Annotated in this window: 17 protein-coding genes and 1 pseudogene; 7 read left to right on the top strand and 11 right to left on the bottom strand. The window is 67.5% G+C overall.

The window, feature by feature from the left end:
• Positions 1–2: 2 nt before the first annotated feature.
• A complete protein-coding gene (locus ACZ5IQ_RS09290) occupies positions 3–1028 on the bottom strand; it encodes a zinc-binding dehydrogenase (RefSeq protein WP_406804053.1) in 1026 nt (341 codons plus the stop codon).
• Between the two features lie 117 nt (positions 1029–1145).
• On the opposite strand from ACZ5IQ_RS09290, the gene ACZ5IQ_RS09285 reads away from it, so the two are divergent.
• Genes ACZ5IQ_RS09285 through ACZ5IQ_RS09275 form a run of 3 tightly spaced genes read left to right on the top strand, consistent with a single transcriptional unit; the run spans position 1146 to position 3301 of the window.
• Complete coding sequence (locus tag ACZ5IQ_RS09285) at positions 1146–1952, top strand: helix-turn-helix domain-containing protein (RefSeq protein WP_406804052.1); 807 nt, start codon at positions 1146–1148, stop codon at positions 1950–1952.
• 54 nt (positions 1953–2006) lie between these two features.
• Positions 2007–2933: an alpha/beta hydrolase gene (locus ACZ5IQ_RS09280; protein ID WP_406804051.1), complete on the top strand. Its 927-nt coding sequence runs from the start codon at positions 2007–2009 to the stop codon at positions 2931–2933.
• Positions 2930–3301 carry a cupin domain-containing protein gene (locus ACZ5IQ_RS09275; RefSeq protein WP_212812199.1) on the top strand — a complete coding sequence of 124 codons (372 nt, stop codon included), beginning with the start codon at positions 2930–2932 and terminating at the stop codon, positions 3299–3301. Before ACZ5IQ_RS09280 ends, ACZ5IQ_RS09275 begins: the two co-directional genes overlap by 4 nt.
• 14 nt (positions 3302–3315) lie before the next feature.
• On the opposite strand, the gene ACZ5IQ_RS09270 is transcribed toward ACZ5IQ_RS09275, so the two are convergent.
• From ACZ5IQ_RS09270 to ACZ5IQ_RS09260, 3 genes are all read right to left on the bottom strand, one after another.
• Entirely contained in the window at positions 3316–5109 is a 1794-nt protein-coding gene (locus tag ACZ5IQ_RS09270; protein ID WP_212812200.1) for a hypothetical protein, read from the bottom strand.
• Positions 5110–5253: 144 nt separating this feature from the next.
• Positions 5254–6756 (bottom strand): alpha/beta hydrolase, encoded by a 1503-nt coding sequence (locus ACZ5IQ_RS09265; RefSeq protein ID WP_212812201.1) that lies wholly within the window; start codon positions 6754–6756, stop codon positions 5254–5256.
• A 69-nt stretch (positions 6757–6825) separates the two neighbouring features.
• On the bottom strand, positions 6826–7056 hold the full coding sequence (locus ACZ5IQ_RS09260; RefSeq protein ID WP_212812202.1) for a hypothetical protein: 231 nt from the start codon (positions 7054–7056) through the stop codon (positions 6826–6828).
• Between the two features lie 518 nt (positions 7057–7574).
• Between ACZ5IQ_RS09260 and ACZ5IQ_RS09255 the strand changes: the two genes are divergently transcribed.
• A complete protein-coding gene (locus tag ACZ5IQ_RS09255; protein WP_020104397.1) occupies positions 7575–7991 on the top strand; it encodes a transglycosylase family protein in 417 nt (138 codons plus the stop codon).
• A gap of 12 nt (positions 7992–8003) precedes the next feature.
• Here the strand turns inward: ACZ5IQ_RS09255 and ACZ5IQ_RS09250 are convergent, their stop codons facing one another.
• The 6 genes from ACZ5IQ_RS09250 to ACZ5IQ_RS09225 form a co-directional block, all read right to left on the bottom strand.
• Complete coding sequence (locus ACZ5IQ_RS09250) at positions 8004–8150, bottom strand: hypothetical protein (protein ID WP_212812203.1); 147 nt, start codon at positions 8148–8150, stop codon at positions 8004–8006.
• A gap of 179 nt (positions 8151–8329) precedes the next feature.
• A complete protein-coding gene (locus ACZ5IQ_RS09245; protein ID WP_212812204.1) occupies positions 8330–9316 on the bottom strand; it encodes a TIGR03557 family F420-dependent LLM class oxidoreductase in 987 nt (328 codons plus the stop codon).
• Between the two features lie 27 nt (positions 9317–9343).
• Complete coding sequence (mbp1, locus tag ACZ5IQ_RS09240; RefSeq protein WP_212812205.1) at positions 9344–9583, bottom strand: microaggregate-binding protein 1; 240 nt, start codon at positions 9581–9583, stop codon at positions 9344–9346.
• Between the two features lie 136 nt (positions 9584–9719).
• Positions 9720–11084, bottom strand: coding sequence for a Dyp-type peroxidase (locus ACZ5IQ_RS09235; RefSeq protein ID WP_212812206.1), 1365 nt, complete (start codon positions 11082–11084; stop codon positions 9720–9722).
• The gene (locus ACZ5IQ_RS09230) at positions 11051–11455 is read right to left on the bottom strand and encodes a YybH family protein (protein ID WP_212812207.1); all 405 of its coding nucleotides are present in this window, start codon (positions 11453–11455) and stop codon (positions 11051–11053) included. Before ACZ5IQ_RS09230 ends, ACZ5IQ_RS09235 begins: the two co-directional genes overlap by 34 nt.
• Positions 11452–12012 carry a hypothetical protein gene (locus ACZ5IQ_RS09225; protein ID WP_212812208.1) on the bottom strand — a complete coding sequence of 187 codons (561 nt, stop codon included), beginning with the start codon at positions 12010–12012 and terminating at the stop codon, positions 11452–11454. The genes ACZ5IQ_RS09230 and ACZ5IQ_RS09225 overlap by 4 nt, the downstream gene beginning before the upstream one ends.
• Before the next feature lie 240 nt (positions 12013–12252).
• Here ACZ5IQ_RS09225 and ACZ5IQ_RS09220 point away from each other — a divergent pair, with 240 nt between their 5' ends.
• The 3 genes from ACZ5IQ_RS09220 to ACZ5IQ_RS09210 are packed head-to-tail and all read left to right on the top strand — an operon-like array spanning position 12253 to position 13570.
• The gene (locus ACZ5IQ_RS09220; RefSeq protein ID WP_064860199.1) at positions 12253–12546 is read left to right on the top strand and encodes a hypothetical protein; all 294 of its coding nucleotides are present in this window, start codon (positions 12253–12255) and stop codon (positions 12544–12546) included.
• Between the two features lie 36 nt (positions 12547–12582).
• Positions 12583–12927 carry a heme-binding protein gene (locus ACZ5IQ_RS09215; protein ID WP_212812209.1) on the top strand — a complete coding sequence of 115 codons (345 nt, stop codon included), beginning with the start codon at positions 12583–12585 and terminating at the stop codon, positions 12925–12927.
• A gap of 28 nt (positions 12928–12955) precedes the next feature.
• On the top strand, positions 12956–13570 hold the full coding sequence (locus ACZ5IQ_RS09210; protein WP_244872610.1) for a hypothetical protein: 615 nt from the start codon (positions 12956–12958) through the stop codon (positions 13568–13570).
• Positions 13571–13626: 56 nt separating this feature from the next.
• On the opposite strand, the pseudogene ACZ5IQ_RS09205 reads toward ACZ5IQ_RS09210, so the two are convergent.
• Positions 13627–14958 (bottom strand): annotated as a pseudogene (locus ACZ5IQ_RS09205) (erythromycin esterase family protein); the annotation flags it as partial.
• Positions 14959–15027: the final 69 nt, after the last annotated feature.

Genomic DNA, 15027 nt, shown 5'->3' with positions numbered 1-15027 from the left:
CACTACGGGGTCAGCGTGACCTTGATGCAATCCGCGGTCCGGGCCGCAACCGCGGCATAGGCCTTCGGCGCGTCATCGAGCGACATGGCGTGAGTGAAGATGCCGTCGACGTCGAGCCGGCCCGACTGCAGCAGCGGGATCAACGCCGGCCAGGTCTGCTGGACCGGCGCAGTGGTCATGCGCAGCGTGATGCTGCGGATGAGTGACAGGGTCGCGGGGAACGGGAACGGGTTGAGGTCGTGCACGCCGACGACGGACACCGTGCCGCCGGCGCGCACGGTGGCCAGCGCCGCGTTCATGGTGGTGTCGTTGCCGACAGCGTCGATGACCGCGGCTGCTCCCCTGCCGCCCGTCGCTTCGTGGACGGCGCCGATCTGCTCCGGCGTGATCGCGGTGGCGCCACTGAGCGCGGCCATCTCGCGGCGCCCCTCGACCGGGTCGACGGCGAACACCTGACCCGCGCCCTGCGCGATGGCGCAGCGCACGGCACACAGGCCGACCGCACCCAGACCGAAGACGACGACGGTGCCGCCGGGCGGGATGTCGGCACGTTGCGCCGCCGCCCAGCCGGTGGCGAGGTTGTCGGTCAGCAGCAGTGCGGCCTCGGTGCTGAGATCGCTTGGCAGCCGGTGTAACTGGAAATCGGCGGACGGCACCGCGAGCAGTTCGGCCTGCGCGCCACCGAGCACGCCGGAGCCGAAGATCAGCGGGCCCGATACACAGGTGATCGGGTCTTTGGTGTCGCAGCCCACGCAGTGGCCGCAACCGGCCACCGACGAGATCAGCACCGGGTCACCGACTTTGACGGTGCGCACCTCCGGACCCACCTCGACGACCGTGCCGATGGCCTCGTGACCGAGCGCCAGCGGCGTGGCCAACGGGTAGTCGCCTTCGTAGAAATGCAGGTCCGATCCGCAGATGGCCGCCGTGGTGATCTGGACGACGGCGCCGTCGGGCCCCGGCAGCGCCGGGTCGGGCACGGTGTCGACGTAGACATTCCCGGGGGCGTCGATCAATACGGTTCTCAACTGTCCACCTCTGCTGATCCGGCGTTCCGTAACGCTGTTACAGAGCCACCTTACGGAGTCCGGATTCGGCTGTGTCGAGAACCCTCGGCAAGCCCGCGCCGCGCCTACCATCGAGACATGGAAGCGAGCACGCGGCGGCTGAGTGCCGCCGTGTGGGACCTCGCGATTCCGGCGCATCGGCAGCCGGGGATGGCGATGGCCGGTTTCCGCGGCCGGGCGCCGTCGCAGCTCGCGCTGCAGCACGTGCCCTACCCCGCGGTGACGGTGTTCATCGAGTTCGGCGACGGTGTACTCGTCGACGCCACAGGCGTACGCCGGACCGGCGGCGGGGTCGTCGGCCTGACGCCCGGCACCGTGACCGCCGTCGGCCGCAACGTCGACTGCCTGCAGATCCGACTGTCGCCGACACTCGCCCACACGGTGTTCGGCGGCTGCGACCCCACCGGCGTGCTGTCCCTCGACGCGGTCTGGGGCCGTGCCGCCGAGCGGCTGTGCGACCGGCTGCACACGGCAGCGTCGTGGGACGAGCGGTTCGCCATCGCCACAACGGAATTGGCGCACCGGCGCGAAACCGGGCCCGCCGTGGACCCTGAGGTCTCTGCCGCCTGGCGCGCGATGGTGCGCAGCCGTGGACAGGTCCGCATCGAGCACATCGCCGACGAGATCGGCTGGAGTCGCAAGCGACTGTGGCATCGGTTCGGCACGCAGATCGGCCTGCCACCCAAGCGGGCCGCGCGACTGGTCAGGTTCGACGATGCCGCGCACCGTCTTGCGACCGGCGCCGCGCCCGCCGAGGTGGCCGACGCCTGCGGCTATGCCGACCAGTCGCATCTGCACCGCGACGCCCGGTTGTTCGCGGGGTTGACACCGGCGGGTGTCGCCGAGGCACCGTGGCTCGACGTCGACCCCGTGGCGTGGCGGTAGTCCGCGGGAACATTCCTCCAAGACACCGCCGCACCGGGCCGCCATCGTGGGGGCATGGACCCCGAGCTGCAGCCCTTCCTGTCGCTGTTCCCGAAAGCCGAGTTGGACGATCCCGTGGCCGCCCGCCGGCGGCTCGCCGAACTGTCCGCCGCCGTGCCCGCCCCCGACACCGCCGGCCTGCAGATCAGCGACCGTAGCGTTCCCGGCCGCCCCGACGTTCCGGTACGGCTGTACCAACCCGCGGAACCGGTCGGCGCGATCCTGTGGTTGCGTGGCGGCGGATTCGTCATGGGTGATCTCGACACCGAGCACCCCTGGGCGGCGCGCATCGCCCAGGCCACCAACGCCGTCGTGGTGTCCGTCGGCTACCGCTGCGCACCCGAAAACCCTTATCCCGCAGCGCTGGACGACGTCTACGAGGCACTGACCTGGCTGGCGTCGAATGCGTCACTGCTCGGTGTCGAGCCGGGCCGCATCGCCGTCGGGGGTCACGCGGCGGGCGCCAACCTGGCCGCCGCGGCCGCGCTGCGGGCACGTGACGAGGGTGGCCCCCGGATCGCTTTTCAACTGCTGAACCAGCCACCGCTCGACGACCGTCAGCGCAGCTGGTCGGCCCGCACCTTCACCGACACCGTCTTCATGACGCGCGCCAAGGTCGCCGCCAGCTGGCGGCACTATCTCGGCGGCCGACCCGCGACGGCCTACGCGGCACCGGCCCGGGCCGAGGATCTGTCCGGGCTGCCGCCCACGTACCTCGCCACCGCGGAGTTCGACCCCAACCGCGACGAAGCGCTCGAATTCGGGATCCGGCTGCTGCAGGCCGGCGTGTCCGTCGAACTGCACCAGTGGCCCGGCACGTTCCACGGATCTCAGGTGATCCTCGGTGCCGACGTCTCGGTTCGTCTGCTCGCCGAGATCAGCGGTGCGTTGCGCCGCGGGTTGACCGCCGGCTCGGCGGACCTGCGGGCGGTGCCGGCATGACCACCGCCGTCGATCTGTTCGCCTCGTTCGTCCATCTCTACGACGACGGCCGCATCGAACCGGCCGAGCGCACGTTCGGCTCCGGCGAGCCAGGGTGGCACGTCATGACATTCCACGCGGAGACCGACGCCGAGGTGCATGCGGACTATTGGGAAATCCACACGGAGGCAGACGAACTCGTCGTCTGCCTCGCCGGGGAGATTCGGCTGTTCCTAAGGGCTGCCGACGACGGTCCAGGTGTCACCCTGACGACGGGACACGCGCTGGTCGTGCCGAGTGGGACGTGGCACCGCATCGCGTTGTCACGTCCCAGCGACATCATGTCGATCACGTTTCCCCGCGGCAGCCGGCTCGAGCAGCGCGACTGACCGCGGGGACAACGTCAGACCACCTCGCGGCGACGGCGCCCGATGTAGACGGCCAGGCCGACCGCACCGAGGCTCAGCACGCCGCAGGTCACCGCGGCGATGGTCAGCGCCTTGTTCGGGTTCTCCAGCCCCTTCTGGTCGTTGACCAGTTGCAGGTTGTAGTCACCGGGCAGCGGCGCCTCACGCGGCTCGTCGAGGCCCGGGAACTGCTGCGTCCGGTGCACCTCGAATTGCCGTTCGCCACTGGGGCTCTGGGTCCACTGACCCCAGGCCGGGGTGACACCGTCGAGCAGCACGCGGCGTTCGCCGTACTGCACGTCGTCACCGGCGTCGACGATGCGCTGCACCCGGAACGGCTGGTAGACCGCATCCGAATAGCGAACCTGGACAGGCACATTCGCGTAGCTCAGCACCGGCGGAGGCGGCGGGGGCAGCGGCACGCCGACACCCGGGTAGTAGCCGCCACCGAAGAAGCTGCCGACTGCCACGTTGACGGCGGTGTTGACGGCGTTCACCACGACTGCGGTGAAGCTGTACGCCGCGAGGTCGGCGACCTCCATGACGATGCGCTGTAGCGGCGGGATGTACACGATGCGCGGCGCGTTCCGGTAGACGTACACCACCCGCACGGGGTCGCGGTACGGGTTGAACAGCACCGGACGGTAGTAGTCGTCGTACTGCACCCAGTCCGGCCGCCACTGCCGCACGCGGTTGTCCCAGTCCCGGCCCATGGGCCGGTCGTCGCGACGGTCCCAGTCCCGCCGGTTGTCACGAAGGTTCCAGTCGGCGCGGCTGTCGAACTGGAAGTTGGCGACGTTGACGACCTTGGCGAGATCGGCCACGTCGTGCACCGGGGCCGGCGCAGGCAGTTTCACGTCGACTGCTGCGGCGGCCTTTGCGGTGGCGATGTCCTCGACCGGAGCGGTCAGCGTCTCGGGCTTGAGCAGCTCGATCGGCTTCACGTCGCGGACTTCGCGGGCCGCGGCGGTCGACGGCGACGCCGACTTCGACGAACCTGCCGTCACCGTGGCCGACGCGGAGGCCGAGGCTTCGACCCGTCCCGGCCCGGCCTCGACGCGCTCACCGAGCTGGCCCTCCACACCGGCGACCGGCTTGCCTTCTGCCACAGTGCGATCCGTGGGCGCCGTCGACTTGTCCGGATCGACAGCACCGGCCGGCGCCGGACGCTCGGCGAGCGCGGTGGTCGGGCCCTGCGTCACCGAGGTGGCGGACGGCGCCGACTTGTCGGGCTCGGCGACGGCGGTCGATGGCCGCGCCGGCGTGGTCGGGTCGACAGGCGCTTCCTGCGCCTTGGTGACCTTGGTGGTCGGCGCGGGAGCCTCGGTGTGCGACGGCGGGGCCGCGACGACAGGCGTCTCGACCGGCGGGGTCGTGGTCGCCGGAGCCTGTGGCGTCTTCTCCGGTGCCTTCTCGGGAGCCTTGTTCTCCGGGACCTTGTTCTCCGGAGCGGCGATCACCGGCGCCACCGGGGTGACGGGCGCCGCGGGCGGATCGGCCGGCGGCTTGGCCTGAACGGCGGGAACGTCGGCAGGAACAGGCCGGCTCGGCGCCTCTGCCTCTACCGGCTGCTCGCGCTGCTTGCGTCCCCGCTGGCCGCCGTCCTGCCCGTAGCCGCCACCGGAACCGGAGCCGTCCTGCGCAGCGGACGAATCCTGCCGCGGCGGCTTCGGCACCAGCGTGGTGGTGCTCGAGCTGTCTGAATCACTGCTCGGTTTGGCGGACACCGGCGCCGCGCCCACGGTGAGCGCGGTCAACGTCGTCACCACACCAGTGGCGACGACTCCCACGAGCCGGCTCTGCCGGCGTGCCTGGCCAAAATTTTTGTTATCGGTTTTATCGGTTCGAGTACCCATCGCGCATCGACTCCCTGCTGTGTCGCAACGTCTCACCGAGTCCATCTACTTAGACGGGCTCGGCGTTACATTCGACGTCTACTTGCCCGGGTTTGTTCCGGCCGCGATCGTCGCGGCCGGGCCGGCGGGCGGTGCGGGGGTCGTCGATCCCGCCGGGAACCCGGTCACCGGCACACCGGGAGTGCCGACGCGTCCCGCCAGCCACGGCAGGCTGGTCTGGAACGCCGTCACCGCGAACGGCCAGTCGTGCTTGCCCGGCTGCGCCACGACGGCGCAGTCGATGCCCAGCTGACGCCCCTGGGCACACAGCGTCTTCCCGGCCTCGGTCTGGTCGCCCGGGTTGCCGGCGCCGTCGCGGCCGCCGAGGCCGATGGCATCGGGGTGTGCCTTGGCGCCCTTCCACTGCGTCGGGGCATCCGACGAGATGGCGAACCAGCCCGAAACACCTTGATAAGGACCGTGTTTGGCCATCACCGTGCGCGGATCGAACGCCGCCCACTGAGCTTCACTGCCGCCGTAGAGCCGGGCGATGGTCTGCTCCTTGGTACCCGCGTTGGGTCCCATGTCCCCGGCGATGTCCACGAACGTGCCGAACTGCTCGGGGTGCATCACCGAGAGGTCCACCGCGCAGGTGCCGCCCATGGACCAGCCCACGACGCCCCAGTTGGCGGGTGTGGCGCTGACGCCGAACGTCGATTCCATATAGGGCGGGACGTCCTTGGTGAGGTGGTCGGCGACGTTGCCGCGCGGGCCGTTGACGCACTCGGTGTCGTTGTTGAACGAACCGCCCGCGTCCACGAAGACGAACACCGGCGCGTTGCCGCCGTGGGTCGCGGCGAAGTTGTCGAAGAGGCTGGCGACGTTGCCGATGCGCAGCCAGTCCGCCGGGGTGTTGAACTCGCCGGCGACCATCATCACAGCCGGCAGCGGCGGGGTGTTGCGCGCGAACCATGCCGGCGGCAGGTAGACGATCTCGGTGCGGTGTTTGAAGCCCGATGCGGTGTCCGGGATGTCCACCTCGACCACCGCGCCGTGCGACGGGACGACACCGGCGGCCTTCATCGAGGTGACGCTGGACATCTCGGTCTCGTCGGTCAACGGGCCGGCGGTGAGCTCGCCCCACGCGGTCTGCACCGTCGGGAAGTAGCCGACCCAGTCGTTGAGGGCAACGCCGGTACTGAGCACACACAGCGGCACGGCGAGGACCGCGACGCCGCGGCGCCACCACGGGGTGCCGCGCCAGCCGAGTATCAGCACGCCCAGCGCCAGGCCCGACAGGCCCACCCAGATCCACAGGGCCGGCGGCGCCGGGTTCCCCGCCAGGCCTTGCGATGTGGTGAACCAGTTCGCCCATGCGGCGGCCGCGATGCCGAGAATGGCGCAGACCGGCAGCCACAGGTAGCGCCACCGCCGGCCCCGCCAGCCGATGGCGACGAGCAGCACGATCGCGGCGATCACCTGGATGGTCACCGGCAGCCAGCCGTAGAGCAGGGACAGTCCGTGGTGATTGGGGGCGACAACGGGCGGAAGAGTCGGGGCGGCGGGGCCGCCGGAGGCGTCGGCAAGGAGCGTCGTCGTCACAGAATTCGATGATGGTGGCGGTAGCTGTGCGCCGGCTGTGCTGACCGCATGAGGCTCGTGAGCTTCGGGCTAGCCGATCCCCACGCCGAAATACAGCTCGGGCACGACGCCCGGAAAGAGGTCGCGCGGGTTGGCGCCGCCGGCCTGTCCCGGAATGCCGACGCAGACGTCCTCCTCGACGCCGTCGACGTGCCGGCTCTGGCAGGTGGCCGGCTGGTCGGCGGTCGCGGTCGGCGCCGTGAGGAATCCGGCACAGAGAGCCGCCGACAGTCCGGCGGCCAGCCGCGCTGTCTTGTTCATCGCGTTCATTGCACTCGTCATTGCTCGGGCATTCGTCGCCATGCCGGTTTCCGCCTTGTGACCAGTTTGCGCCCGGCCGATTCGGGACGCCAGGACCATTCCGAACGAATGCCAGACGGTCCAATTCACTCTAGTAACAGCAGTCACAGCTGTCACATAGGAAACTCTAATGTGGATTAGTAACTCAGATCACTTCAATAACAATTGCATCACTGAGCGCGATTGAATCACTAATAACAAAAGAATCACAGGCCCCAGTAGTGCCTATAACCACACGGTAAACACTACTCACGTAACAACTCACTGACCTGCAGCGACACGCCCAGTAACAACAGTCAGCGCCGTCGCTTCTGCATCAGAAATATGCAGAAACACTAAAATTACTCGAAGAATAACAATTACCCCATTAGCACAGCTGATTATCAGGTTTAACGTCTGTATAGACAGCACCATGCGTCAATTGCGAACCATTTTTGCGAGCGGAATCAGGCCGTTCGCACAACAGGATCGAGGTGGGTATGAGCGGGCACCTATTTGTTCGTGCGGTCGCCATCTCCGGCGTCCTCGCGATCTCCCAACTGTCGTTGGCGATCTCCGAGGCAAACGCCGAACCCAACTGGGACGCCATCGCCCAGTGCGAATCGGGGGGCAACTGGTCGGCCAATACCGGCAACGGCTACTACGGCGGGCTCCAATTCAGCCCCGGCACCTGGACCGCCAACGGCGGCACCGGCTCACCGGCGGCGGCCAGCCGCGGAGAACAGATCCGCGTGGCCCGAAATGTCATGAAGACACAGGGAATCGGCGCATGGCCGGTATGCGGTAGCGCGGCTGGACAGGCTCAAGCGCCCAACGTGTGCCGCACTCTCGTGCAGTTCATCCCGCTGTCGAACCTGCCGTTCCTGTGCCGGACGCTGCTCAGCGTCTTCCGCTGACGGCCAGGAGAACTACCTGCTGGTCAGCATCGCGAGTTCCTGCTCGGTGACCAAGCGCTCCATCTCGGCCCGGTAGGCCTGGTCGTCGGACGGACGACGGGTGACGGCGGCGGTGACCTGCGCGACGATGCGTTCCACCTTGCGAGCTGTAGACATCATTGGACGCTCCCAACCACGAACTGAATGGCCTGACTGCCCTCCGGCCACTCTGATCACACTGGTCTACACGCGTCACATTTTGGATACGGCTGCATCACATGTCGCGCACGTTGGCGTGCCGTGCGCGTGTCGCGCGCAATCGTCGTGAGACCGTGCCGCGCTCCGCGACACGACGCCCGTCAGGCGGCGTCGGCGCGCAGTGCCGCCAACAGCGCCGGGGCCGCCTCATCGAAGAAGCTGTCCTGGGAATCTCCGCCGATCTGCACGAGTGCGATATCGGTGAAGCCGGCGTCCCGGTAGGCGCTGACGGCCTCAACGACGGCGTCGATGTCCGGGCCACAGGGAATCTGCTCTGCCACGTCCTCCGGTCGCACGAACCGCGTCGCGGCATCAAAAGCCTTGGGGTTGGGCAATTCCGCGTTCGTCGGCCAGCCACCGCCGAACCACCGGAACTGTTCGTGCGCACGCGCCACTGCCTTGTCGCGATCGCGGTCCCAGCAGATCGGCAACTGCGCCACCGCGCGTCCCGTCGTCTCCAGGCCCTGCACCCGACGCTCATGGATCCACTGGTCGACGATCGGTTTGTCAGGTGACACGTCGATCATGAAGTCGGCGAAGTCAGCCAACCGCCCGACCGCCTTCTCCCCTGTCATCGAGATGCCGATCGGGACGGGATCGGCCGGCAGATCCCACAGTCGCGCGGAGTCGACCTGGAAGTACTCACCCTTGTGGTTGACGACCGCGCCGTCGAGGAGCTGGCGGATGATCTTGGTCGCCTCGCACAGCATGTCGAGCCGGCGCTCGTAGGCCGGCCAGCCCTGACCCGCCACGTGTTCGTTGAGGTTCTCGCCGGTGCCCAGCCCGAGGAGGAACCTGCCGTCCGCGAGAATCTGTGCGGTCGCCGCCTGTTGTGCGACGACGGTCGGGTGGTACCGCATCGTCGGACACGTGACGTAGGAACAGAGCTCCACCCGGCTGGTCGCATGCGCAACGGCACCGAGCACCACCCAGGCGTTCGGCGCATGCCCCTGCGAGACCAGCCACGGCGAGTAGTGGTCACTGCAGACTTCGAAGTCGAAGCCCACTTCCTCGGCCCGAACAGCATGTCTGACAAGCTCTTTCGGGCCGCATTGTTCAGTCATCAAGGTGTAGCCGAATGAAGTCATACGCGCGCCTCTCCGATGTAGCGCCAACTACTGATCCTGCTGGTTCGCGCGCTCCCGCGCCTCTGCCGCCTTTGCGGCCGCCCGGGCGGATTCCGCCTCGGCTTCCCGCTTCGCCGCATCGCGCTGCGCCTCGCCCTTGTCCTGCTGCGCCTGCCCCTCACGGAACAGGTCGTCGCGGCCGATCAGCGCACCGAGCAACGTCTTCACCTTGCCTTTGATGCCTTCGACGACACCCCTGGCAGCTTCTTCCGGACCGCTCTTACCCATGAGCTCCTCTTTCCGGTCGTGGTTTCGCGACGGCCGAGCCATCCAGCCGCCACTGGATGGGTTCCCCGACCGTCGGATGCGAAACATGGGCCCACGTGGCTGCACAACATCGGCCCACGCCGGCCGCGGAGAAGTCTCAGTCCCCCAACGACGCCAGGTAACGGATGCCGCCGATACCCGGCAGGAAGAAGTAGCCGCCGCCCTTCAATGTGGTGAAGGCCGGAAGTCCCTTGTGCACCTTGCGAATCGGCCGTTTCGGGACGGTGAAGTCGAGCGTGCCGTCCTGCGTACCGCATATCGGATCATGCTCGTTGCCGAGTTCGTGAAACGCCTTGTCGTTGATCCAGACGTTCTGCGCAAACTCGAACTGGCGCACCAGATCCGCGCAGATGATGAAGGCCGCGATACCGCGGTCGACACCGTCGTCCGGTGCTCCGTCGGGCAGTGCCGGACCGTACGTCGCGCCGCGCCGGATCATCCGGCGGCGATTCATGTAGTGCGCGGTATCGCGCGGATTGAGCCGCCGTGCGTGCGCCCCCAACGGACACGCGTAACCGAACGGATCCTCTTCCTTGTAGTTGAAGTCGTTGTTGCGCATCGGATCCGCGCCCAACTCGGGGTCGTCCTTGTCCGGAGCCAGCACCAGCGGGGCGCCGCTGCGCCACCGGCCCATGAACTTGGCGGCCAGCAGCTCTTCACCTTCCGGGCTGTCCGCGTTCTGGCGCAGGTACTCGCGAAAGACGGCGACGTGCTCCTCGAGCCTGCGGTACGCCATGTAGCTGCCGTTGCGCGAAAGCACCTCGGGCTGAGGCAGATCCACCACCGGCCCGTTCTCGTCGTCGTACCCGAGAATGAACTCCCCGGGCGCCAACGGGTCGCCCGAGCCTGGCGTCGGCTCCTCCCCCGACCCCTTCATGACCGGCTGCGACAACCGGTCCCGGAATCCGAAGTGGTCGTGGGCGTAGTTGAACGGCGGCGTGGCATTGAGATCCAGATACGACAGGCTGCGCACGCCGTCGGTCCGCGCGAGCAGGTCGTCATGCGCCGCGATGGACTTCGCATTCTGTTCGTCCGTGCGGGAGAACAGGATTGCGATGGCGTGCAGGTCGTCACCGGCCAACCCGCCGACCCAGTGCTCCGGTGCCGCGGGCCCGACGTCACCGAGGATGGCGGCCCGCGATGCCATACCCTCCCGAAACGCATCGGGAAACGTCGCCAATGACTCCTCGGGCACGCCCAACGCGCGCAGGCCATTCCACGTGAACGCCAACGTGACCCAACGATCGGACTCGTCCATCGTGGCCTTGGCGTCGGTCGCCGACTGCACCTTGTCCTGCATCTCTGCCAGCCATGCCCGGCCACCTTCAGGGGTGTCGAACGTCAGGAGCTCGTAGCGCCCGGTCAGCGCAGGGGTCCGGGTCAGCAGGATGTGCTGAATATCGTCGAATTCCAGGTTGGGAGTGCCCGTCACGGTGTGCGCTGCCCCTTCGCCCAAGCCCATGCCGCGACTCGCCAGCCGTCCGGAAGTCGGCGCAGCGCCACGGTGAACACCGCTCCCGTCTGGGTCACGGGGACGCCGTTGAGGTCGAACGTCATGGTTGCCGGGGCCACCACATACGCACTGTCGCCGGAAGTCTCGTCGTGCAGCGGGTCGCCGAGGGTGACCCGGTAGTTCGCGGCTCCGAGGTGGGCTCCTTCGGCGACGACATCGCGATGCCAGTCCTTCGCCGCGGTCGGACCCACCCACAGGTGCGGAGTCATGCCATCGAGGATCGCCCCATCGGGAGCGAAGGCAGCCGACATCGCATCCGGATCGTTGGCGTTGAACGCATCGATGTAGGCACGGACCGCACCCAGTGGGGTATCGGTCATTGCATCTGATCGAGCATCGTCGAGAACGCCGCCTTGAGCCGCAACGCCTTCTTGATCTCGTCCGCGGTCACGTAGGGGTACTCGCCGTACTCCAGGAAGCTCGGCTGTTGGTGGTCCCGGACGAATTTGATGAACGCCTCGGTGTTGGTCTTCCAATCCTCGGGGAAGCCTTCGAGATTGGTGAACACCGTCGTGATGCCGGTCGCGCTGAACAGTGCCACCGCGTCCTCGGTGTACTTGTCGAAATCGGTGTCGAAGATGCCCATGTACTGAAAGTGCAGACCCGAGCCCACGTCGAAGAGGTTCCAGCGCAGGTAGTGCAAGCGCAGCGGCGCCAACGCGTCCGGGCTCGCCTTGATGGTCTCCTCGATGGTCTTGCCGTACGCCCTGACCGTTTCCTCGCGGCCCTCTTTCACCTTCGCGATGATTGAGAAGCCGTAGCAGGCCGGCGTCTTCGGGAACACCGGGCCGTAGCGGCCCCGCACCTCCTCGAAGTAGCCCTCCTTGGGGATCGCCATGGCCGCCGGTTTGGTCCAATCCTGGCTGTTCTCGCTCATATTGACCCCTTCGTCACGCATACTCGACGGGACGGACGGTACCACCGCCGCCATGCTTCGCTCGGCGATTGTGGCCCGGCCGCTCAGCAAACCGCACCAAGGATTAACACAGCCTAAACAACGCAATAATCGCGCAACCGCTTCTTGAGCGGCAACGCCCAATTATGCTCAGCCGACACCGGTTCCGCGCACCGGCACCGTGCCGACCACCGCGAGCCAGCCGTTCGAAGGAAGAAGACCATGCGACTGAAGCAGCGCTCCCTGAGTCTGGGTCTGGCGCTCACGTTTGTGCCCATCGGCCTCAGTGCGGCAGCGCCGGCCTCGGCCGACTGCACCGGCGCCGGATACGCCACCGTGTGCGCACAGGGTGACGTTCGTGGCGGCGGCCCCACGCCGCCCAGCGCGGCCTACCCGTCGTACTGCGCTGATCCCTGGTATTGCGACGACGGCTGGGGCGTGGACGTCATCGTGCCCCTGCCCCCGCGCCCGCCGCTGCGCCCCGGCGGCGGTGGCGGTATCGGTCCGCGTCGCTGATCCCTTTATTTCGACAACCTCGAGGAGCAACCAAACATGAGAATCCGCAACATCATCGGTGCCGGCCTGATCGCCGGTGCGACGTTCATCGGCACAGCCACGACCGCCATTGCCGACCCGCCGGACTGCACTGCCGGCGACCTCGCGAACGTGATGTCCGGCGTGAACGCCGCAACCGCGTCGTACCTGTTCACGCACCCCGATGTGAATGCGTTCTTCACGGGTCTCAAGGGCAAGACTCGGGATCAGATGCGGACCGATATCACCGCGTACATGGATGCGAACCCGCAGGTGAAGACCGACATCGAGGGTATCCGCCAGCCTGCGGCCGACTTCCGCGCGCGCTGCAACGCCCCGATGCCGGACGGTCCGCTGAACTGACGGCGGGGGCCGGAGAGGAGTGAAACCGATGAGCTCTCGCATGAGGGTGGCCGGCGGCGCGGTTGCGGTCAGCGCGGCGGTGATCGTGACGATCACCGGATGCAGCAAGGATTCTGCGCCACCCGCCGCGTCGAAGTCGGCGACGTCGTCGAGCGCCGCCACGTCGACGACCGCCTCCACTCCGGCCCAGCCCGTCGACTACTCGGCGCTGCTGATCAAGGCTACCGACCTCGTCGCACCCGAGGAATTCATCGCAACCCCGCCCGTACCGGACCCGGGCGGTAAACCCGGTGTCGCAACGTCGTTCGGCAACGCCGACCGCACCCACGTCGTCGGCGACACCATCCTGATCCTGCCGGACCCGGCCGCCGCCACCGCGGCGCTCGAGGCAGCCAAAGCCACGCTCGGGGGCAGCGTGGTCGGCGGTACCCCCACGCCGATCGAGGTTGGTAGCGGCGGCATTTCGGTGTCGGGGAACTCGCCAGACGACTCCAAATCAGTGACCGTCGTGCTGTTCACCGAAGGCCGCGCATTCGTCACCCTCGAATTCGACGGACCGAAGGACGCCACCCCGCCGTCCGACTTCGTGCTCGACGTCGGCCAGAAACAGGCCCTGGCCATCAAGAACGGACTGCACGGCTGACGGTCGTCCGCTCCCTCCCGTAGGCGCGGCATCGACCTCACGCTGAGGCGAGCGGTTCAGAGCCCACTCGGATACGTCTCCGGCGTTTCCCCTTCGTGCCAGACGCTGGTCGGCTCGAGTGGTTCCAGCGCCCGGGTCCGGTCGATGTGGATCATCGCGTCGTACTGATCGGCGGCACGCACGTGGTAGTAGTGGCTCTGCCGTTCCGTCTCGGGGCGGTAGATGACGCCGATGGCGCGGCTCAGGCGCGCGACCGAAAGCGGTTCGGCGGCTTGGCGAGTGAGCAGGGGCGATACGAAGAATGACGGGCCACCCACTGCGTGCAAGAGCTCCTCGACACTGCCGCTGAGTGCAGGCCGGACCGCCTTGCGTTGGGCGACGCCACCCCACCTGCTCGCCGCGGTCACGGTGCCTGCGTAGGTACTGAAGCCGATCAACCGGCATTCACGGCCATACCGTTCCCGGACCAACTGGCCGAGCGTGAGCTCTCCATCACGACCCACCTCCGTCGCGCGAGCGTCACCGACATGCGAATTATGCGCCCAGACAACGACTTTTGAGTCTTTGGCGCCGTCGCGGTCCAGGTGGTCCAGCAACGCGCTCAACGTGCGAGCCATGTGTTCGTCGCGCAGATTCCATGACGAAACCCGGCCACCGAACATCGTGCGGTAATACTCTTCGGCGTCACGAACGGCCTGCGCGTTCTGTTCGGCGTAGAACGCCTCGTCCTCACCGAGCAGGCCGTCCTGATTGGCGATATCCGCCGCGTTGCGCTGCATATCCAAGAGCTGTTCGATCGCCTGGCGTTCACACGTCCGTCCCGCGCCGAAGGCCGCGGCATAGCCGTATTCCTGACCGTCTTCGGCCGACGCGACATGGTCGAAGCAGGCGTAGCGCTCGCGGGCCCTCCCCGCGGCTCGCGGATCAACCTTGTCGAGATACGCGATGACCTCACTCATGGAGCGGTGCATGCTGTAGAGGTCCAAGCCGTAGAAACCGGCCGGCCTGCCGCTGCGATCGGCGAATTCGGTGTTGCAGCGGCGCAGCCAATCGACGAAATCCCGGACCACGATGTTGCGCCACATCCAGGCCGGAAATCGTTCGAACCCACTCAGCGCCTGATCCGCGGACCGATCGTCGCCCAGTCCACGAACGAACCTGTTCACCCGGTAGGAGTCCGGCCAATCCGCCTCGGCCGCAACGGCGCAGAATCCCTTCTGCCGGATGAGCCACCGCGTGATCGCGGCACGTGCGGCGTAGAACTCATGCGTTCCGTGTGACGCCTCCCCGATGAGGACGATTCGCGCATCGCCGATCAGCTGTTCCAGCACGTCCACCGGCGGTACCCCGTCGGGCGCCTCGATCGCGACGGAGCGGATGACGTGCGCTGACGCGTGCCTGCCCAGGGTTCGCAGTGACATCGATCGACTCCTCTCATCGACCGGCATTCCCCGCTT

Source organism: Mycobacterium toneyamaense (assembly GCF_055384815.1).
The sequence above is the reverse complement of the archived record's forward strand: the minus strand, read 5'-3'. Positions and strand labels throughout refer to the sequence as shown.